This window comes from Micromonospora citrea (genome assembly GCF_900090315.1).
GTDB classification, from domain to species: domain Bacteria; phylum Actinomycetota; class Actinomycetes; order Mycobacteriales; family Micromonosporaceae; genus Micromonospora; species Micromonospora citrea.
In genome coordinates this window covers 7059017-7079156 of the sequence record NZ_FMHZ01000002.1, presented here as the reverse complement: position 1 = coordinate 7079156, position 20140 = coordinate 7059017, and the positions used below count along the sequence as shown (strand labels likewise).

At 73.6% G+C, this 20140-nt stretch carries 16 protein-coding genes, 1 tRNA gene and 1 pseudogene; 13 read left to right on the top strand and 5 right to left on the bottom strand.

Annotated features, from left to right (window positions below):
* Nucleotides 1-141 precede the first annotated feature (141 nt).
* From GA0070606_RS31480 to GA0070606_RS31465, 4 genes are all read left to right on the top strand, one after another.
* Complete coding sequence (locus GA0070606_RS31480; RefSeq protein ID WP_091107002.1) at nucleotides 142-618, top strand: VOC family protein; 477 nt, start codon at nucleotides 142-144, stop codon at nucleotides 616-618.
* A gap of 118 nt (nucleotides 619-736) precedes the next feature.
* Complete coding sequence (locus GA0070606_RS31475; RefSeq protein WP_091107000.1) at nucleotides 737-1858, top strand: DUF3626 domain-containing protein; 1122 nt, start codon at nucleotides 737-739, stop codon at nucleotides 1856-1858.
* Nucleotides 1859-2394: 536 nt separating this feature from the next.
* Nucleotides 2395-3099 (top strand): hypothetical protein, encoded by a 705-nt coding sequence (locus tag GA0070606_RS31470; protein ID WP_091106998.1) that lies wholly within the window; start codon nucleotides 2395-2397, stop codon nucleotides 3097-3099.
* Nucleotides 3100-3784: 685 nt separating this feature from the next.
* Nucleotides 3785-4375 (top strand): hypothetical protein, encoded by a 591-nt coding sequence (locus tag GA0070606_RS31465; RefSeq protein ID WP_091108471.1) that lies wholly within the window; start codon nucleotides 3785-3787, stop codon nucleotides 4373-4375.
* A 155-nt stretch (nucleotides 4376-4530) separates the two neighbouring features.
* On the opposite strand, the gene GA0070606_RS31460 is transcribed toward GA0070606_RS31465, so the two are convergent.
* On the bottom strand, nucleotides 4531-5973 hold the full coding sequence (locus tag GA0070606_RS31460; RefSeq protein ID WP_091106997.1) for an MFS transporter: 1443 nt from the start codon (nucleotides 5971-5973) through the stop codon (nucleotides 4531-4533).
* Nucleotides 5974-6058: 85 nt separating this feature from the next.
* Nucleotides 6059-6295, bottom strand: a complete 237-nt coding sequence (locus GA0070606_RS31455) for a hypothetical protein (RefSeq protein ID WP_091106995.1) — start codon at nucleotides 6293-6295, stop codon at nucleotides 6059-6061.
* Between the two features lie 143 nt (nucleotides 6296-6438).
* Here GA0070606_RS31455 and GA0070606_RS31450 point away from each other — a divergent pair, with 143 nt between their 5' ends.
* Nucleotides 6439-7587 carry a geranylgeranyl reductase family protein gene (locus GA0070606_RS31450; protein ID WP_091106993.1) on the top strand — a complete coding sequence of 383 codons (1149 nt, stop codon included), beginning with the start codon at nucleotides 6439-6441 and terminating at the stop codon, nucleotides 7585-7587.
* Nucleotides 7588-7702: 115 nt separating this feature from the next.
* Entirely contained in the window at nucleotides 7703-7891 is a 189-nt protein-coding gene (locus GA0070606_RS31445) for a hypothetical protein (RefSeq protein WP_091106990.1), read from the top strand.
* A 90-nt stretch (nucleotides 7892-7981) separates the two neighbouring features.
* Here GA0070606_RS31445 and GA0070606_RS31440 read toward each other — a convergent pair whose 3' ends face one another.
* Nucleotides 7982-9772, bottom strand: a complete 1791-nt coding sequence (locus tag GA0070606_RS31440) for a bifunctional metallophosphatase/5'-nucleotidase (RefSeq protein ID WP_091106989.1) — start codon at nucleotides 9770-9772, stop codon at nucleotides 7982-7984.
* 210 nt (nucleotides 9773-9982) lie between these two features.
* Here GA0070606_RS31440 and GA0070606_RS31435 point away from each other — a divergent pair, with 210 nt between their 5' ends.
* Nucleotides 9983-10885 carry an SDR family oxidoreductase gene (locus GA0070606_RS31435; protein WP_091108469.1) on the top strand — a complete coding sequence of 301 codons (903 nt, stop codon included), beginning with the start codon at nucleotides 9983-9985 and terminating at the stop codon, nucleotides 10883-10885.
* Between the two features lie 18 nt (nucleotides 10886-10903).
* Here the strand turns inward: GA0070606_RS31435 and GA0070606_RS31430 are convergent, their stop codons facing one another.
* Both GA0070606_RS31430 and GA0070606_RS31425 read right to left on the bottom strand, forming a co-directional pair.
* Nucleotides 10904-11563, bottom strand: a complete 660-nt coding sequence (locus GA0070606_RS31430) for a nucleotidyl transferase AbiEii/AbiGii toxin family protein (protein WP_245724892.1) — start codon at nucleotides 11561-11563, stop codon at nucleotides 10904-10906.
* Nucleotides 11560-11901 carry a hypothetical protein gene (locus GA0070606_RS31425; protein ID WP_091106984.1) on the bottom strand — a complete coding sequence of 114 codons (342 nt, stop codon included), beginning with the start codon at nucleotides 11899-11901 and terminating at the stop codon, nucleotides 11560-11562. The genes GA0070606_RS31430 and GA0070606_RS31425 overlap by 4 nt, the downstream gene beginning before the upstream one ends.
* A 711-nt stretch (nucleotides 11902-12612) precedes the next feature.
* On the opposite strand from GA0070606_RS31425, the gene GA0070606_RS31420 reads away from it, so the two are divergent.
* The 6 genes and pseudogenes from GA0070606_RS31420 (at nucleotide 12613) to selA (ending at nucleotide 20140) form a co-directional block, all read left to right on the top strand.
* Entirely contained in the window at nucleotides 12613-13206 is a 594-nt protein-coding gene (locus GA0070606_RS31420; RefSeq protein WP_091108467.1) for a hypothetical protein, read from the top strand.
* A 268-nt stretch (nucleotides 13207-13474) separates the two neighbouring features.
* Nucleotides 13475-16688 (top strand): annotated as a pseudogene (gene fdh, locus GA0070606_RS31410) (formate dehydrogenase); the annotation flags it as partial.
* 75 nt (nucleotides 16689-16763) lie between these two features.
* Nucleotides 16764-17690 carry a 4Fe-4S dicluster domain-containing protein gene (locus tag GA0070606_RS31405; protein ID WP_091106979.1) on the top strand — a complete coding sequence of 309 codons (927 nt, stop codon included), beginning with the start codon at nucleotides 16764-16766 and terminating at the stop codon, nucleotides 17688-17690.
* Nucleotides 17687-18676, top strand: coding sequence for an NrfD/PsrC family molybdoenzyme membrane anchor subunit (nrfD, locus tag GA0070606_RS31400; RefSeq protein ID WP_245724891.1), 990 nt, complete (start codon nucleotides 17687-17689; stop codon nucleotides 18674-18676). Before GA0070606_RS31405 ends, nrfD begins: the two co-directional genes overlap by 4 nt.
* 44 nt (nucleotides 18677-18720) lie before the next feature.
* Nucleotides 18721-18816 (top strand) — tRNA-Sec (locus GA0070606_RS31395).
* A gap of 19 nt (nucleotides 18817-18835) precedes the next feature.
* Nucleotides 18836-20140 carry an L-seryl-tRNA(Sec) selenium transferase gene (selA, locus tag GA0070606_RS31390; RefSeq protein ID WP_091106976.1) on the top strand — a complete coding sequence of 435 codons (1305 nt, stop codon included), beginning with the start codon at nucleotides 18836-18838 and terminating at the stop codon, nucleotides 20138-20140.

Here is a 20140-nt window from a genome sequence, read left to right as displayed (position 1 = left end):
CATCCCCCGGTCGACCGCCGCACCAACAGTCAATTCATTGCCTTCCGGTCGGCCCACCCACTGTAATCCTCTGTCCTGGTGCCGGACCAACGGGTGAACCGTCGACAGCCGGCCCGAGGCGCCCGACTAGGCTGCGTCGGCATGACGACGCACGACGACGCCCGTCCGCCCGCCGTACGCCAGCTTCGCCTGGTCGTGGAGGCCGAGGACTACGAGGCGGCCGTGACCTTCTTCCGTGACGCGCTGGGCCTGCCCGAGCAGGCCGCGTTCTCCGGGGAGGGGGACGCCCGGGTGGTGATCCTCGACGCCGGCCGGGCAACGCTGGAGATCGCCAACCCGGCGCAGAAGCGCATGATCGACGAGGTCGAGGTGGGGCGGCAGGTGGCTCCGAGGATCAGGGTGGCCTTCGAGGTGGACGACAGCCGGTCCGCCACCCGACGCCTGGTCTCCGCCGGCGCCACCGAGATCGCCCCGCCGACGGTGACGCCCTGGCAGTCGCTCAACTCCCGCCTCGACGCCCCCGCCGGCCTGCAGATCACGCTCTTCCAGGAGCTGCTCGACGCGGACGAGCGGACCGCGCTCGACGGCTTCGGCACCGACCGGGCCCGCGAGGACTAGCCCCGACGCCGGCGGTGGAGGCGGGCGGGGCAGGCGGTTCGGGGGCGCTCCACCCGCGATGCCGTTCGCACAGGAAACGAGATGCGTTCCGTCCCGCGCCGAGGAATGATCCGTCACCGTGCAGCCCACCGCCAGCCCGGCCGCCCTCCACGCGGCACTCACCCCCGCCCAGCGCGCGGCGATCGAGCACGTCCGCGCGACGGCGTTGCGGGATCGTCCCGCCGCCCTGGCCGCCGTCGCCCGCGCGCTCGCCGGCTCCGGCGTGACACACCGGCCGGAGCGGCTGATCGAGGCCATCGGCCGGCACGGCCGTCTCACCCTCAACTTCCACCCCGACCGGCTCCTCGCCGACGGGCGTACCGTCGCCGCCGCACTCGACGCCGAGGGCGTCTACCGCAGCCAGTTCGAGACCGGTATCTCCAACGGCGGGCTGACCGCATTTCCCGGCGGCGACCGGGACCGCTGGGAGGAGTCACTCTTCGGCGGCGCCTACCAGGCACCCGGCGTGCTGCCGATGGACCGCCCGAAGTACGGCGGCCTGAACCTCCTCGACCACCCGGACGGTGCCTGCCCCCGGTTCGGCTCCTGCCATCTGCGGCTGCGCCCGGAGGTGCTGGCGCGGGCGACGTTCTGCTTCGGCGACAGTCACCTGGGCCCCCGCGACCTGGGCACGATCGACGTCTTCGAGCCGGTGCTCGCGGCCCTGCTCGCGGCGACCGACGGCACCGGGGTCAGCCTCGGCGTGCCGGGGGACGTGGTGACCCTGGTCCAGTCGCTGCTGCGCCGCCGCGAGGACCTCGCCGCCGCCCCCGGCGCGGCGGGCCGCGCCCTCGACGACTACATCGAGGCGCAGATCCACGGCGAGCTGAGCCTGGCCCGGGACGTGGAGATGGTGGTCGCGGACCCGTCGTTCCAGGGCACCGAGACCGGCGAGACGCTCGACGCGCTCGCCCGACGCCACGGGGTCGCCCTGCACTGGCACGCCGGCTTCGAGCTTCCCGTCGACGGGATCGACCCCGACTTCCGGGGGCCGGCCATCCCGCCGCTGGCCGCCCGGGTGCACGCGGAGTTCGCCCGGCCGGGAGACCCGATCGACGCCGCCCTGATCGGGCGCGCGGCGGCGTCCCTGGCCACCGAGCCCTCCCGGTGGGCCGATCGAGGGCCGGCCGAGGTCACGCTCCAGCACCTCAAACAGCTCTGGCACGTCCTCGTCCGGTTCGGCGCCCCCCGCGCGACCTGACCACGAGCCGACCCGACCGCCGTAAGAGCCGACCCGACCGCCGCGCGAGCCGACCGGGAGCCCTGCCCCGACCGCCGCATGCGCTGACCGCCGCATGCCTCGACGGCCAAGATCCGGACAACTTCCCGGAAACTGCGCCCTCGGCTTCCCCGAAGGCCGCAGTTCGCACGAAGTAGCGCGCTCTGCCAGGCGAGAGCGACGGCGGGCGGAAGACCTGCGGTCGCCGGGCGGTCACCCCGGCCCGGACGGGCTGCCACCCCGGCGCGCTCGCCGGCCGACCGGAGGCAGCAGGCTGTGGGGCCTCGGATTCGCCCTATCTGTCGCCTTGGGTCGACGACGGGCGGCGCGCGTTCGGTGCCCCCGGTGTCGAGTGACGGAGACCGCAGCTTGCCGTCACCGGTCCATATCCGGAATGACCGACAGGGCGACCTGGTTGTGTCCCCCGTATCGCCGGAACCGAAACCTCTCCGGCGCGGGCAGTTCCCCCGAGGAGCGCTCAGCCAGGAGCGCTTCGCCTGACCGAAAGGGCAACCATCGTGAAGTACGACTTCACTCGGTGGCTCCCGGCCATCGCGAAGGACTCGAAGGACCCGAATCGTAAGATCGCGCTGAGCGTGGCGGGTGTCGCCGCCCTCGGTGGCCTGGCCTTCGGGCCGACGGCTGTGGCCGCACCGGTGACGAGCGGGCCGCACGAGGGTGCCGTGGCCGCGATCGAGCAGGCCACCGGCCGGACCCAGCCCGCTCCCGGCGAGGAGTCGGCCCTGACCACCGGCGGCACGACGGACAAGCCCGCTGACAAGCCCAGCCGGAACGAGTTGATCCCGCACGGCGTGCAGGGCGCCCAGTCGCGCGTCCCGCTCGACGACGCGCAGCTCGCGAACGCCAAGGCCATCGTCGAGGAGGCCAAGGAGACCGGCGTGGGCAAGCGAGGAGCCGTCATCGGCATCGCGACCTCGCTGCAGGAGTCGAAGCTCTACAACCTCGGCCACCTGGGCGCGTACAACGACCACGACTCGCAGGGCCTGTTCCAGCAGCGCCCGTCGTCGGGTTGGGGCTCGCCCGACCAGATCACCGATCCGGAGTACTCGTCGCGGGCGTTCTTCGAGGCGCTCAAGAACGTCGGCGGCTGGCAGGACCTACCGCTGACCACCGCCGCGCAGACGGTGCAGGTCTCGGCCTACCCGTTCGCGTACGCGCAGTGGGAGGAGCAGGCGGCGGACATCGTCGCGCAGCTCTGGTGACAGCCGCATGACGATCGGTGACCACCGCATCGTCATGACGACCGGCCGGCCCCGCTCGGGGCCGGCCGGTCGCGTCTGCGCCACCCGAATCCGCCGCCCGTCCAGCGCTGCCGCCGCCCGTGCCAGTGCCGGCCCCCTGCGACGGGCGGCGGTGTGCCCCCGTCTGTGCGGGCAGCTCGACAGCGTCGCACGGTGTGACCGCTGTGGTGAGGGGCTCGACCAGCGCTGCACCGACAGCAGGTGGAGCGGCCTGGCCGGCGGCCGGGATGCGAGACGCCCGCCTGCACGCCGATGCTCCGGTCGGCCCACGCTCCCGGGTGCGCCGCCGTCCTCTGGTGGCTGTTGGTCGACGGTGTCGGGTGTCGGGTCGGTTGTCCGGTTTCGGGGTGTGGCCGGGGGCATCGTGGGTGCGGAATCGTGGCGGGGTCGGGGTCGTTACACCCTGCGTACGGCCGAGTGAGGGCACGTTCCGCCTGCGGGTGGGGGTGCCGGGCCCGGAATGACGGCGGGCCGGCGGTCGTTGGACATGGTCCGGCCGACGCGAGGGCGTCCCCCGCCCCGGCGAGATCCTGGTCGGTCTGATCTTTTCCCCTTGAGCTTCCTTGAGCGCCGGACGGTGCTTGCACCCGCGTTTCGATCCCCCTCGGTAGTCGTGCGGGTGCCTTCCCCCCGAATGGAGCCCATCGTGAACACGATCATGCGTAAGAGCGTTCTGGGTATTGCTGGTCTGGCTGTTGTCGGTGGTGTGTTCGCCGGTCCGGCTGCCGCTCACGCCTCGCCGGTCGAGGGCACGCCCGTGACCGTGGCGGTGCAGGCTGACAAGCCGGGCGTGGACAAGGGCAAGCTGGTTCCGCACGGTGTGCAGGGTGCGCAGTCGCGGATCGATCTGTCGGACGAGCAGGTCGGTAACGTGAAGGCGATCGTCGCGGCGACGAAGAAGGCCGGGATGGACGAGCGTGCCGCTGTGGTGGCGATCGCGACGGCGTTGCAGGAGTCGAAGCTGGAGAACCTGGGTCATCTGGGTGAGCGCAACGACCATGACTCGCAGGGCCTGTTCCAGCAGCGCCCGTCGAGTGGGTGGGGCACGGTGGAGCAGATCACCGACCCGGAGTACTCGACCATGGCGTTCCTGAAGGGTCTCAAGCAGGTCGACGGGTGGCAGGACATGCCGCTGACGAAGGCGGCGCAGACGGTGCAGGTGTCGGCCTACCCCGACCACTACGCCCAGTGGGAGCAGCAGGCCGCCGACCTCGTCGCCGAGCACTGGAACAGCTGACACAGACCTTCCACCACAAGGGGGACCGCCGGCCGGCACCCGAACACGGGTGCCGGCCGACGGCGTCTCCAGGACACGGAGATCAGCCGGCATCCTGCAAGCACCGCACTGCGAACGAGGGCACTGCGCCGGGCACCCCTCGGCGCGGGTGGCGGTCAGTGGCGGCGGCCGAGGGCGACGTCCACCAGGGCGGCGACCAACGCCAGCGCGATGACCGCGGCGGCCAGCAGGAGCGAGTGCCGGAACGCCGCCGAGTAGTCGCCGTCGCTGCCGGCCAGCGAGGAGAAGAAGACCGAGCCGACGGCGGCGATGCCGGCCGCGGAGCCGATGCGTTGACCGGTCTGCAGCATGCCCGCGCCGCTGCCCGCCTCCGGCACCGGCACCTGGGACAGCGTGAGCGTCTGGTTCGGGGCGATCACCAGGCCGCTGCCCAGCCCGGCGACCAGCAGCGGTGCCGCCGTCAGCCACGGCACGCTCGCGTCCGGCGAGGCAAGTTCGAGTACGCCGGTCACCGCGACGAGTCCGACCACCACGGTGAGCAGCCCGACCGCCACCAGTGGCCGGCCGAAGCGGTTGACGATCCGGCCGCCGAGCGCGGACGCCGCGGCCGAGCCCAGGGCGAACGGGGTGATGGCCAGGCCGGCGACCAGCGCGCTGTAGCCGAGGCCGTTCTGCAGGTACAGCGTGAAGATGAAGAAGATCGCGGTGAACCCGCCGAAGTAGACCAGCGCGATCAGCGACCCGAGGGCGTACGACCGGAGGCCGAACAGGCGCAGGTCGAACAGCGGCTCCCGGCGGCGGGCGTACCACCGTTCCCACCCCCAGAATCCGGCCAGGGCGACCAGCCCGGCCGGTACGAGCAGCCACTTCGCGCGGCTCGGCCACTGCTGCTGGACCAGCGGCAGCAGCACCAGCAGCACGCCGGCCCCGAGCAGCAGCACCCCGACGGGGTCCAGCCGCCGGTGGTCCGCCGGGCGTGCCGGGCGGGCCGGGAGCAGCCGCCAGCCGAGGACGACCGCCACGACCCCGACGGGCACGTTGACGAAGAACACCCACCGCCAGCCGTGCTCCGCGCCGCCGACGGCGATCAGCAGGCCGCCGAGCAGCGGCCCGACGGCGGTGGAGATGCCGATGGTGGCGCCGAGCAGCCCGAAGGGGCGGGCCCGCTCAGGCCCCTGGAACAGTTCCTGGATCAGGCCGGTGACCTGCGGGTTGACCACCCCGGCGGCGGCGCCCTGGAGCAGCCGTGCGCCGACCAGCCACGCGGGGGAGGCCGCCAGCCCGGCGAGCGCGCTGGCGAGCGTGAACAGCGCGATCCCGAAGACGAACGCGGCCCGCCGGCCGCGCGCGTCGCCGAAGCGCCCGGCCGAGACCAGCACCAGCCCGAACGTGAGGGCGTACCCGGAGAGCACCCACTGCACGTCGCTGGGGGAGGCGCCGAGGGCGCGGTCCATCGACGGGACGGCGACGTTGACGATGCTCACGTCGAGCAGGGTCATGAACGCGGCGACCAGCCCGACCCCGAGGGCCTGCCAGCGCCGCCTGTCGTCCGGCGACGCGGTGGCGTCGGCCGGTCGCGGCGTACGCGCCGCGCTCATCGGGCCTCCCGTGGACCGGTGACCGGGCATCGCTGTCCGCTACCCCGGTCCCCGGGAGGCGAGTCGTCGCGGCGCGCCCGTCGGCTCACGCCATCTGGCGGGCGCAGAACCGGGGGCCGAAGTCCAGCCCGGCCATCGGCGAGTCCTCCCGGTGCAGCAGGTTCTTCTCGGTCAGCAGGTGCAGCGGCGCATGCAACTGCTCCTCGGTCAGGCCTGCCTCCTCGGCGATCAGGTCCGGGTACGGCACCTGCCCGCGCGCCTCCAGCGCCGCGACGGCGTCGTACACCCGTTCCTCGACCTCCGACAGTTGCACCTGCCGCATGATGTCCTCCTTCGCCTTGCCCGCCCCGCGGGCGGTCGCGCCGCGCGGTTACCCGGTGGCCGACCGAAGATGCCCACCCGATCGGGCGGTGGCCGGCCGCGTCGACGCCGCCGGGGGACGGCCTCCTGACATACGCTGCACCGGTGATCATCTGGGACCTCGCCGTCGTCGGCGCCGGCCCGGCCGGCCTCTCCGCCGCCCATGCCGCCGCCCGCGCGGGCCTGCGCACGCTCGTGCTGGAACGCGCCGCCCACCCCCGTTACAAGACCTGCGGGGGTGGCCTCATCGGCACCTCGCTGGCGGCGGTGGGGGAGCGGATCGAGGTGCCCGCCCACGACCGGGTCGACCGGGTCACGTTCACCCGCGACGGGCGACGCCGATTCACCCGGCGGCACCCCGGCGGGCCGCTCGTGACGATGGTGCGCCGCGAGGAGTTCGACGACCGGCTGCGCGCCGCCGCGGTCGCCGCCGGGGCCGAGGTCCGCGAGCGCGCCGCGGTCCGCGCCGTCGAGCAGGACCCCGAGGTCGTACGCCTGCGGCTGGCCGACGGGGAGGCGGTGCACGCGCGGGCCGTGATCGGGGCGGACGGCTCCTCGGGCGTGACGGCCCGGCACGTCGGGGTCCGTCACCGGCAGGTCGACCTGGGGTTGGAGCTGGAGTTGCCGGTGCCGCCGGCGGAGCAGGCCCGCTGGCGGGGCCGGGTGCTGCTGGACTGGGGCCCGCTGCCCGGCTCGTACGCCTGGGTCTTCCCCAAGGGCGACCGGCTCACGGTCGGCGTGATCGCCTCCCGGGGCGACGGGGAGCGGACGCGGGCCTACCTGCGGTCGTTCGTCGACCGGCTGGGCCTGTCGGGGGTGGAGCCGGCGCACGACTCGGGGCACCTGACCCGCTGCCGCGCGGACGACTCCCCGCTGCGCCGGGGTCGGGTGCTCGTGGCGGGCGACGCGGCGGGGCTGCTGGAGCCGTGGAGCCGGGAGGGGATCAGCTACGCGCTGCGCTCCGGCGAGCTGGCCGGGGAGGCGGTCGCGGCCGACGACCTCGCCGGGTACGAGCGCGGGGTGCGGCGGGACCTGGTGCCGTCGATGCGGGCCGGGCACCGCCTGCTCGACGTGTTCGCGCGGCGGCCGGAGGTGTTCCACGCGCTGCTGGCGACCCCGCCGGGCTGGCGGATGTTCGTCCGGTTCTGTCAGGGGCGGGCGAGCTTCGACGAGACGCTGGGCCGCGCCCCGGTGCGGGCGGCCCTGGCGCTGCTGGACCGGCTGCCGGCGCGGCCGGCCACGCTGCCGTCCTGATCGGCGCGTGACCCGCCAGGACCGCAGCATCCATCCAGGATCCTAGGATGCTCTAGGGGTGGTGACGGACGCGGGACGACGGACCCAGAATGGCCACGACGAGGGGAGCGCGCGAATGACAGAGGACCGACCGGAGTCGCCGTTCACCGACGACGAGTACGCCTTCCTGCGGCACGTGCGCTTCGGCGAGTTGCCGCCGGCGGCCCGTCCCGAGGAGCGTGTCGCGCTGACCGAGACCGAGGCGCGCCGGGACCGGCCCGAGCCCGCCGACGAGGACCGGTGGGACCTGCGCCACGGGGCCTGACAGGTCTGCGCCCCACCCGTCCACGGACACCGGGCCGGTACGCGGACGGGCCGCGGGCGATCCGCCCACGGCCCGTCCGGTGATCGTCGGTCAGAAGACCGGCACGCCCTCGCGCACCAGCCGCCAGTTCGGCTGGTGGAAGTCGGCCGGGTCGATCACGCCCCTGGCCTGCGCCCAGTCGATCAGCAGCTGGCGGATCTCCTGCTGCTCGTTGTAGACCTGGGTCCTCACGATGCCGGGGAAGTTGCCGCCGCCGCTACGGCGGTAGTTGTTCACCGCCACCACGAACTGCGCGTTGTCCGCCACCGGCGTGTCGGTGCCGGGCAGCACCAGGCGGGTGATGCGCCGGCCGACCGGCCGGGAGATGTCGATGTCGTAGTCCAGGCCGGAGAAGACGTCGTAGTTGTAGTCCGGCACCGCCGGGTCGCTGATCGTCTCGGTGTCCACCGGCGCGCCGGGGGCGAGGGTCCGGAAGTACTTCGCCGAGAACTCCAGGTAGGTGCGCACCTCGGCGCCGCTGAGCACGACCGCCTCGAGGGTGTTGTCGAAGACGTACAGCCCGGCCACGTCGCGGATCTTCACGTCGCCGGCGGGGAAGACCGCCGTGCGGCTGAACGGCGCCGCGATCGACAGCACCGGCAGGGCCGCGTAGGACGTGCCGGCGAGCGCCTTGCCGACCACCTCGGTCTGGACGTGGTTGATGAAGTCCAGGATCGGGGTGTCCTTGTACCGGCTCTCAGCCGCCGACAGCTCGACGGTGGAGCGGGCCACCACTTGGTTGACGTACGCGACGGTCTTCTGGTGCTGCGCCCGTACGGCGGCCAGGACCTGCGGGTCCTCGACGACGGTGTTGGTGTTGAGCAGGGCGGCGGACTTCTTGGTGATCTTCCACCGGCCCTTCTCGCGGGCCAGGGTGAAGTCCATCCGGCTCAGCCGCTGGCCCCACTTCGACGGCTCGGTGAGCAGCACCCGCTCGCCGGTCTCGGTGTTGGTCACGAACTTCTCGGCGACCTCGGCGTGGGCGTGGCCGAAGAGGATCGCGTCGATGCCGGGGACCTGCTCGGCGATCAGCGCCGTCGGGTTCTCGATCGGCAGTTCCGGCCCGTAGCTGGAGGTGCCGCTGTCGCCGCCGTGGGCGGAGATCAGCACGATGTCGGCGCCGCGCTCCCGCATGATCGGCACGTACTTCCTTGCCGTGTCGATCATGTCGTCGAACCGCAGCCTGCCCTCGACGTTGGCCTTGTCCCAGATGGCGCTGCCGGGGTTGGTCAGGCCGAGGATGCCGACCCGCAGCGGCGGCGCGGCGAAGCCGACGGAGACCTTCTTGATGACGAACGGCAGGAAGGCCGGCTTGCCGGTGGCGACGTTGACGGCGTTGGCGGCCAGCGCCGGGAAGCCGAGCTGTGAGATCCACCTGGCCAGCAGGGGCAGGCCGTAGTTGAACTCGTGGTTGCCCAGGGTCACGGCGTCGTAGCCGAGCACGTTCATGGCGTTGGCCATCGGGTGCGTCGCGCCGGTGGTGGTGATCGGCTCCTGCTTGGCGTAGAAGGTGGCCAGCGGCGTGCCCTGGATGGTGTCGCCGGCGTCGAGCACCAGCGTCGCCCTGCCGCGCCGCTCGGCGCGGATCTGGTTGACCAGGGTGGCCAGCTTGGCGACGCCGACGTCGTTGTGCTTGCTGTCGTCGTACTCGGCGTCGCGGTAGTAGTCCCAGTTGTAGACGTTGCCGTGGGTGTCCGAGGTGCCGAGGATCGTGAGGTCCCAGGTTCGCGACCGGGCCGCGCCGGCCGCCTGGGCGGGGGTGGCGGCGATCAGCGGGACGCTCGCCGCCGCGGCCGCGGCGGCGAGCACCGTCCGACGCGACGGGCCGGAGGGAGAGGTCATGACGTGCCCTTCCATGGGGGTTCGGGCGCCTGCGAGGCGCCGAGCGCACCATAACGAGCGGCACGTCACTCCTGCCACAGCAGCCCGAGGTGTTTCACACCACCAGCGCCTGCAGGTCGTTCGGTGTAACACCGTGGGCCCAGTTTCCGCCCGCCTCCGCAGGGTAGGGCGGTGGGGGACCAGACCCGACCGGTGCGCGAGGAGACGTCGGTGACCGAGGACCAGCACACCCAGCAGGACCCCACCAGCCAGTACGGCCAGCAGGAGGGGCAACCGAAGCAGCAGCAGACGCCGCCCGGCTCGACTCGGGAGATGACCCCGAAGCCGGACCACGGCGAGGAGTCGTACCACGGCAGCGGCAAGCTGGCGGGCCGGCGGGCGGTGATCACCGGCGGCGACTCCGGCATCGGCCGCGCGATCGCCATCGCGTACGCCCGGGAGGGCGCCGACGTGCTCATCTCCTATCTCGGCCAGGAGGAGGACGCCGACGCACGGGAGACGGTGCGGCTGGTCGAGGAGGCCGGCCGCAGGGGCGTCGCGGTGCGCGGCGACATCACCGACCAGCGGCACTGCGAGGAGCTGATCGAGCGCGCGGTGCGCGACCTCGGCGGGATCGACATCCTGGTCAACAACGCGGCCTACCAGATGTCGCAGGACAAGGGCATCCTCGGCATCGACGACGAGCAGTTCGACCGGGTCCTCAAGACCAACCTGTACGCGATGTTCTGGCTCTGCCGGGCCGCGATCCCGCACCTGGCCGAGGGGTCGGCCATCATCAACACCTCGTCGATCCAGGCGTTCGACCCGTCGCCGCAACTGCTGGACTACGCCACCACCAAGGCCGGCATCGCCAACTTCACCAAGGCGCTCGCCGCCGACCTGGCCGACCGGGGCATCCGGGTGAACGCGGTGGCGCCCGGCCCGATCTGGACGCCGCTGATCCCGGCGACCATGCCCGAGAAGAAGGTCGAGCAGTTCGGTCAGGACACCCCGGAGGGCCGCCCCGGCCAGCCGGCCGAGCTGGCCCCCGCGTACGTCTTCTTCGCCTCCCAGGAGTCCAGCTACGTCACCGGCGAGATCCTCGGCGTCACCGGCGGGCGCCCCACCAAGTAGGCCCGCCGTGCCGCCGCGTCAGCGGGGCCAGGCGGCGAGGCGGGCGCGCAGGCGGGCGACGGCGGCGGCGTCGAGGCCGTAGCGGGCGAAGCGGCGGTCGGGCAGCCGGTCCAGGTAGCGGCCGGCTGCCCGCACGTCCGCCTCGTCCAGCGCGGGGTCGAGCTGGCGGGCCAGCTCCAGCAGCTCCGCCACGTCGTGCTGCGCCAGGGCCGCCGCGACGTCGATGTAGTCCCGGACCTCCCGCCGGTTGACCAGGGCGGCGGTCTTGTTGGCCATCAGGTCGCGGACGTCCATGACGGGGCCGAGGTCCATCACCACGGGACTGCGGTGCCGGTCGAGGCGGGCCAGGCTGAGCCGGATCCGCCGCCCGGCCCGGGCCACCACGAAGTCCTTCAGGTCCCGGTCGAAGCCGTCGAACAGGTCACCCAGCTCGCTGTCGGGATCCGCGTCACTCACCTCGTAGCCGGCCCGCTCCAGCGCCGCCCGCACCCCGTCCGCCGCCGCCGCGGCCGCCCCCTCGACGTCGGCGAAGAGGTCGACGTCCTCGGTTGGGCGGGTCACCAGCCCGTGCGCCGCCCAGGCCACCCCGCCACCGAGCACGAACCGGTAGGGCCCGGCGGCGGACAGGGCCACCCGGGCCACCTCGCGATAGAACTCGTGCGGGTGCGGGGTGTTCACGCGGTACGCAGCCCCCGGTGGCGGCTCTCCCACGCCTGGCGGACGCCCCGGGGCAGGTTGAGCAGCCGCCACACCCGGCGCAGCGTGCGTCCGTTGATGAGCGTGCGGAGGTCCTCGGCGCGGGTGGTCTCCCGCAGGACGTTCTCGTACATCCAGAGCAGCTCGTCCGGGTCGCCCAGGTCGAACGTGCGGTCGGCGTTCCACATCAGCCGCACGGGCAGCTCCACGACGCCTCGGGTGGGACCGGTGAGCTCGGCGAGCGTCCGGGTCACCACGGCGGGCCGGCCCGGGCGGGCCAGGTGGGCCACGCGGGTCGCGGTGGGGGAGAGGCCGTGCATGCTGTCAGGGTACGCCCGGTTCCGCGATTGTCGGTGCTGGTGGTGGGCGGGGTGTGGCCTGCGGGGTTCTCGGGCCTTTCTTCTGGCCTGCTCTGTGTCGTGGTGGGGTGTGGTCCGCCGTGGCCGGGTTCGGGTGGTCAGGATGCGGTGCCGTCGTGGTGGGGGTGTGGCCCGCCGTGCCCGGCTCCGGGCGGTCAGGCTTGATCCCTGCGCCGGGCACGGCGGGCCACACCCCGTCGGTGGTTGCGCGTCGTCCGTGCCGCCCTGTTCGTATCGGCGCCGCTCGCCGACGATCCGGTTTGCGCCCGAGCGTTCGGTCTGCGGCGTGTGCCCGGCGTGTGCCGACGTCCTGGGCCGCCTGGTGTCCGGCGTGTCGGGTGTCGGGTCGGGTGTCCGGTTTCGGGGTGTGATCGGGGGCATCGTGGGTGCGGAATCGTGGCGGGGTCGGGGTCGTTACACCCTGCGTACGGCCGAGTGAGGGCACGTCGCCGCCTGCGGGCGGGGGTGCCGGGCCCGGAATGACGGCGGGCCGGCGGTCGTTACACATGGTCCGGCCGACGCGAGGGCGTCCCCCGCCCCGGCGAGATCCTGGTCGGTCTGATCTTTTCCCCTTGAGCTTCCTTGAGCTTCCTTGAGCGCCGGACGGTGCTTGCACCCCTGCTGCCGACCCCCTTCGGCTCGTGGGTGCCTTCCCCCCGAATGGAGCCCATCGTGAACACGATCATGCGTAAGAGCGTTCTGGGTATTGCTGGTCTGGCCTTTGCCGGTGGTGTGTTCGCCGGTCCGGCTGCCGCTCACGCCGCCTCGCCGGTCGAGGGCACGCCCGTGACCGTGGCGGTGCAGGCCGACAAGCCGGGCGTGGACAAGGGCAAGCTGGTTCCGCACGGTGTGCAGGGTGCGCAGTCGCGGATCGATCTGTCGGACGAGCAGGTCGGTAACGTGAAGGCGATCGTCGCGGCGACGAAGAAGGCCGGGATGGACGAGCGTGCCGCTGTGGTGGCGATCGCGACGGCGTTGCAGGAGTCGAAGCTGGAGAACCTGGGTCATCTGGGTGAGCGCAACGACCATGACTCGCAGGGCCTGTTCCAGCAGCGCCCGTCCTCGGGTTGGGGCACGGTGGAGCAGATCACCGACCCGGAGTACTCGACCATGGCGTTCCTGAAGGGTCTCAAGCAGGTCGACGGGTGGCAGGACATGCCGCTGACGAAGGCGGCGCAGACGGTGCAGGTGTCGGCCTACCCCGACCACTACGCGCAGTGGGAGCAGCAGGCCGCCGACCTCGTCACCGAGCACTGGAACAGCTGACACAGACCTTCCACCACAAGGGGGACCGCCGGCCGGCACCCGAACACGGGTGCCGGCCGACGGCACGTCCCGAGCAGGTACGAACCGGCGTCGCCCGAGCCAGTCCGGCTCGGGTGGCGCCGGTTTCGCGTACGTGAAAGAAAGCGGTCGTGGGGCGCGGACGGCGGCGGGCGGGTGGTGATGGCGGGCTCGGGTCGCGGGCGCGTGCCGGCTGCCCTAGTGTTCGAGGCGTCGACGGCGTCGGGGCCGCGGGAGGGGGTGTCGCGGGATGGGTCTGCGGACCTTCATCGAGGGCTGGCCGGTCTACCGGCAGCTCACCGGCACCGACCCGCTGGGCCGGGGCGCCGCCGCGCAGTCGGCGCGTTCGGCCGGGCTGACCGCCCGCACCGAGACCGCCGACCGCATGGCGCGCTCGGTCTGCCCCTACTGCGCGGTCGGCTGCGGGCAGCGCGTGTACGTCAAGGACGACCGGGTCACCCAGATCGAGGGCGACCCGGACAGCCCGATCTCCCGGGGGCGGCTCTGCCCGAAGGGCTCCGCCAGCAGGAGCCTGGTCACCAGCCCGCTGCGGCAGACGAAGGTCCGCTACCGGCGCCCCTACGGCACCGAGTGGGAGGATCTCGACCTCGACGTCGCGCTCGACATGATCGCCGACCGGATCCTCGCCGCCCGTGCCGAGACGTGGGAGGACGTCGACAGCCAGGGCCGGCCGCTCAACCGGACGCTGGGCATCTCCAGCCTGGGCGGGGCGACGCTGGACAACGAGGAGAACTACCTCATCAAGAAGCTGTTCACGGCGATGGGGGCGCTCCAGATCGAGAACCAGGCCCGCATTTGACACTCCGCCACCGTCCCCGGTCTGGGGGCCAGCTTCGGTCGCGGTGGCGCGACGGACTTCCAGCAGGACGTCGCCAACGCTGACGTCGTCGTCATCCAGGGCTCCAACATGGCCGAGGCCCATCCGGTGGGCTTCCAGTGGGTGATGGAGGCGAAGCGGCGCGGCGCCAAGGTGTTCCACGTCGATCCGCGGTTCACCCGCACCAGCGCGCTGGCCGACACGTACCTGCCGATCCGCGCGGGCTCCGACATCGCGCTGCTCGGTGGCGTGGTGCGGCACATCCTGGAGAACGAGCTGGACTTCCGGGAGTACGTGCTGGCGTACACGAACGCCGCGACGATCGTCAGCGAGCGGTTCGTCGACACCGAGGACGGCGACGGGTTCTTCTCCGGCTTCGACCCGGAGACCGGCTCCTACGTCCAGGACTCCTGGCAGTACGCGGGCCACGAGTCCGACTCCGGCAGCGGGCACACCGCCAAGGAGCGCGACACCGCCGCCGGGCTGCGCCACGAGTCGCACGGCGCCCAGGTGGGCGGGCAGGTCGAACGCGACGAGACGTTGCAGCACCCGCGTTGCGTCTACCAGATCCTCAGGCGGCACTTCGCCCGCTACACCCCGGAGATGGTGGAGCGGGTCTGCGGCATCCCGCGGGAGAGGTTCCTGGAGCTGGCCGAGGCGTGGACGGCCAACTCGGGTCGGGAGCGCACCGGCGTGCTGATCTACTCGGTGGGGTGGACGCAGCACAGCGTCGGCGTGCAGTACATCCGTACGGGCGCGATCATCCAGCTGCTGCTGGGCAACATGGGCCGCCCCGGCGGGGGCATCCTGGCGCTGCGCGGGCACGCCAGCATCCAGGGCTCCACGGACATCCCGACGCTGTTCAACCTGCTGCCGGGCTACCTGCCGATGCCGCACCACGCCGACCACCCCACCTTCGACGAGTGGGTGGACAGCATCCGCCACCCGGGTCAGAAGGGCTTCTGGGGCAACGCCCGCGCCTACGCGGCGAGTCTGCTCAAGGCGTACTGGGGGGACGCGGCGACGCCGGAGAACGACTTCTGCTACGGGTACCTGCCCCGGATGACCGGCGACCACGGCACGTACCAGCAGGTGCTGAACATGATCGACGGGAAGGTGAAGGGTTACTTCCTGCTCGGCCAGAACCCGGCGGTCGGGTCGGCGCACGGCCGGGCCCAGCGCCTGGGCATGGCCAACCTCGACTGGCTGGTGGTCCGCGACCTGTTCATGATCGAGAGCGCGACGTTCTGGCGTAACGGCCCGGAGGTCGCCACCGGCGAGATCGTGCCGGAGCGGTGCGGGACGGAGGTGTTCTTCCTGCCGGCGGCCTCGCACGTGGAGAAGGAGGGCACCTTCACCCAGACCCAGCGGCTGTTGCAGTGGCGGGAGAAGGCCGTCGACCCGCCGGGCGACGCCCGCTCCGAGCTGTGGTTCTTCTACCATCTCGGGCGGCGGCTGCGGGAGAAGCTGGCCGGCTCCGACCTGCCGCGCGACCGGGCGCTGCTCGACCTGGCCTGGGACTACCCCACGCACGGCCCGCACGACGAGCCGAGCGCCGAGGCGGTGCTGCGCGAGATCAACGGCTACGAGGTGGCGACCGGCCGCCCGCTGTCCACGTTCGCCGAGGCCCGCGACGACGGTTCCACCGCCGTCGGTTGTTGGATCTACTCCGGGGTGTACGCCGACGGCGTCAACCAGGCGGCGCGGCGCAAGCCCCGGCACGAGCAGGACTGGGTGGCCGCGGAGTGGGGCTGGGCGTGGCCGGCGAACCGGCGCATCCTCTACAACCGTGCCTCCGCCGACCCGCAGGGCCGGCCGTGGAGCGAGCGCAAGCGCTACGTCTGGTGGGACCCGGACGCGGGGGAGTGGACCGGCTACGACGTGCCGGACTTCGAGAAGACGAAACCGCCGACGTACCGGCCGCCGGAGGGCGCGTCCGGCCCGGAGGGCATCGCCGGCGACGACCCGTTCGTGATGCAGGGCGACGGCAAGGGCTGGCTGTACGCGCCCAGCGGTGTGCTCGACGGCCCGCTGCCGACGCACTACGAGCCGGCCGAGTCGCCGGTGCGCAACCCGCTCTACCGGCAGCAGGCCAACCCCACCCGCAAGGTGTACGCGCACCCGGTGAACTCGGTGAACCCGAGCCCGCCGCAGGAGCACAGCCAGGTGTTCCCGTACGTGTTCACGGTCAGCCGGCTCACCGAGCACCACACGGCGGGCGGGATGAGCCGCACCGTGCGTCCGCTGGCGGAGCTGCAACCGGAGATGTTCGTCGAGGTGTCCCCGCAGGTGGCCGCCGAGCGGGGCCTGGAGCACCTGGGCTGGGCGCACCTGGTCAGTGGTCGGGCGGTCATCGAGGCGAAGGTGCTGGTCACCGACCGGCTGACGCCGCTGCGGGTGGACGGCCGGGTGATCCACCAGGTGTGGCTGCCGTACCACTTCGGGTTCGAGGGGCTGGTGACCGGCGACTCGGCCAACGACCTGTTCGGGATCACCCTCGACCCGAACGTGCTGATCCAGGAGAGCAAGATCGGTACCTGCGACGTGCGGCCCGGCCGGCGGCCCACCGGCTCCGCCCTGCTGGACCTGGTGACCGACTACCAGCGGCGGGCGGGCATCGTCCCCGGCCATCCGGCCCCGACGCTCACCCCGGGGGCGGTTCCCCCGCCGGCCGCCGCCGACGGTGCCGGGGAGGGCCGTGATGCTTCCTGACCCGCACAGCCTGTCCGGGCCGCTGGATCCGGCCCCGGAGGCGGGCTGGGCCGACGCGCCACCCCGGATGGGGTTCTTCACCGACACCAGCGTCTGCATCGGCTGCAAGGCGTGCGAGGTGGCCTGCAAGGAGTGGAACGACGTCCCCGGCTCGGGGCTGGACCTGCTCGGCATGTCGTACGACAACACCGGCGCGCTGACCGCGAACTCGTGGCGGCACGTCGCGTTCGTCGAGCAGCCCCGCCCGGCCGGGCGCCCCACCCCACCGGGCCGGACGGCCGGGCCGGAGTTCCTGGGGATGCCCGGGGCGCAGCCGCCGGGGCGCGGCGGGGGCGCGGAGGGCCGCACGGACTTCCGCTGGCTGATGATGTCGGACGTCTGCAAGCACTGCACCCACGCGGCCTGCCTCGACGTGTGCCCCACCGGCTCGCTGTTCCGCACCGAGTTCGGCACGGTGGTGGTGCAGGAGGACATCTGCAACGGCTGCGGCTACTGCATCTCCGCCTGCCCCTACGGCGTCATCGACCAGCGCGAGGGCGACGGCCGGGCGTGGAAGTGCACCCTGTGCTACGACCGGATCGGGGCGGGGAAGACCCCCGCCTGCGCGCAGGCGTGCCCCACCGAGTCCATCCAGTACGGACCCCTCGACGAGCTGCGGGAGCGGGCCGCGGCGCGGGTGGCGACCCTGCACGAGCGGGGCGTGCCGGAGGCCCGGCTCTACGGGCACGACCCCGACGACGGCGTCGGCGGCGACGGGGCGTTCTTCCTGCTGCTCGACGAGCCCGAGGTGTACGGCCTGCCGCCGGACCCGGTGGTCACCACCCGGGACCTGCCGAGGATGTGGAAGCGGGCCGGCCTGGCCGCCCTGGCGATGGCGGCGGCGGCCGTCGCCGCGTTCGTGGGAGGTTCCTCGTGAGTCGGGAGCGTGGTGGGCGCAGGCGGCGCGGCGGCGAGGAGTTGCGCGTCCCCGAGGCCGAGTTCACCTCCTACTACGGGCGGCCGATCCTCAAGGCACCGGTGTGGAAGTGGGACATCGCGGCGTACCTGTTCACCGGCGGGCTGGCCGCCGGCTCGTCGCTGCTCGCGGCGGGCGGGCAGGCCACCGGGCGGCCCGCGCTGCGCCGCGCCGGCCGGGTCACCTCGCTGGCGGCGGTCACCGCCAGCACCGTCTTCCTGATCAGGGATCTGGGGCGGCCGGCCCGGTTCCACCACATGCTGCGGGTGGCCAAGCCGACGTCGCCGATGTCCGTGGGCACCTGGATCCTCAGCGCGTTCGGCCCGGCCGCCGGGATCGCGGCGGTCGCCGAGGGCGCGGCGTGGCTGCCCGACCGAGGGCTGCCGGGGCTCGCCCGACGGGTCCTGCCGCCGGTGGGACACGCCGCCGGGCTGGCCGCCGCGGTGACCGCGCCGGCGCTGGCCACGTACACCGGCGTGCTGCTCGCCGACACGGCCGTGCCGTCCTGGCACGAGGCGTACCCGGAGCTGCCGGCCATCTTCGCGGGCAGCGCGCTGGCCAGCGGCGCCGGCGTGGGGCTGCTCGCCGCACCGACCGCGCAGGCCGGCCCCGCCCGCCGGATGGCGGTGGCCGGCGCCGCCCTGGAACTGTTCGGCTCGCACCGGGTGGAGACCCGCCTCGGGCTGCTCAGCGAGCCATACCGCACCGGGCGGGCGGGCCGGCTGCTGCGCGCCGGGCGGGCGCTCACCGCGGCCGGGGTGGCCGGCGCGTTGCTGGGTCGGCGCAGCCGGACGGTCTCCGCGCTGTCCGGGGCGGCGCTGCTGGGCGCCTCGGTGGCCACCAGGTTCGGCATCTTCCACGGCGGCGTCGCCTCCGCGAGGGATCCGAAGTACACGGTGCTGCCGCAGCGGGAACGCCTCGACCGGCGGCGCGCCGCCGAGGGCTGACGCTGCCCGCACCCGCCAACGGGGCCTGTGGTTCACTGCTGCGTGGAGGCGTTCAGGCGGCTGGTGCCCCTCCCGGTCTTCAAAACCGGTGTGGCCCGGGATCCGGGCCAGGCGGGTTCGATTCCCGTCCGTCTCCGCCACGCTGCGGAAGAGGGGGCCATGGGGGACGTCGCGGCGGATCCGCGCCGGCGGGTGCCGCGCACCGACGCGTTGCTCGCCGACCCCCGGCTGGCCGCCGCGGCGACGGCCGTGGGCCGCGACCGCGTCAAGGCCGCCGTCCGGCGGGCGCAGGAACTGGCCCGCCGGGGCGAGATCACCCCCGAGGCGGTACGCGACGCCGCGCTGGCCGCCCTGCCCGCGCCCGGCCCCCGGGCGGTGCTGAACGCGACCGGGGTGGTGCTGCACACCAACCTGGGCCGGGCCGCGCTGTCGCCGGCCGCCGTCGCGGCGGTCACCGCCGCCGCCGGGCACACCGACGTCGAGCTGGACCTGCGCACCGGCCGGCGGGCCCGGCGCGGCCGCGACGCCCTCGACGCCCTGGCCGCCGCCGTGCCCGCCGCCGGCGCGGTGCACGTGGTCAACAACGGCGCCGCCGCCCTGGTGCTCGCCGCCACCGCCCTGGCCGCCGACGCCGAGATCGTCGTCAGCCGCGGCGAGCTGGTGGAGATCGGCGACGGGTTCCGCCTGCCCGACCTGTTGGAGAGCACGGGGGCGCGGCTGCGCGAGGTGGGCACCACCAACCGCACCACGCTCGACGACTACGCCGCCGCGCTCGGCCCGCGTACCGGCTTCGTGCTCAAGGTGCATCCGTCGAACTTCCGGGTCACCGGCTTCACCTCGGCGGTGCCGGTGCGGCGGCTGGCCACCCTCGGCGTGCCGGTGGTCGCCGACATCGGCTCCGGGCTGCTCGCCCCCGACCCGCTGCTGCCCGACGAGCCCGACGCCGCCGGCACCCTGCGGGACGGGGCCGCGCTGGTCACCGCCAGCGGCGACAAGCTGCTCGGCGGGCCGCAGGCCGGGCTGCTGCTCGGCGCCGCCGACCTGGTCGAACGGCTGCGCCGGCATCCCCTCGCGCGGGCGCTGCGGGTGGACAAGCTGACCCTCGCCGCGCTCGCGGCCACCCTCGCCGACCCCGCCACGCCCACCCGGGCGGCCCTGCACGCCGACGCCGACGCGCTGCGCGAGCGGGTCGAGCGGCTGCGCGACGGCCTCGCCGCCGACGGGTGCAAGGCGGAGGTGGTGCCCGCCGGCGCCGTCGTCGGGGGCGGTGGCGCCCCGGGCGTCGAGCTGGCGTCGTGGGCGCTCGCCCTGCCCGAGCGGTACGCCGAGCCGCTGCGCGTCGGCGACCCGCCGGTGCTCGGCCGGGTCGTCCGGGGCCGGCTGCTGCTGGACCTGCGCTGCGTCCCCGCCGACGCCGACGACACCGTCCGCGCCGCCGTGCTGCGGGTGCCGGGGGACGGCTGA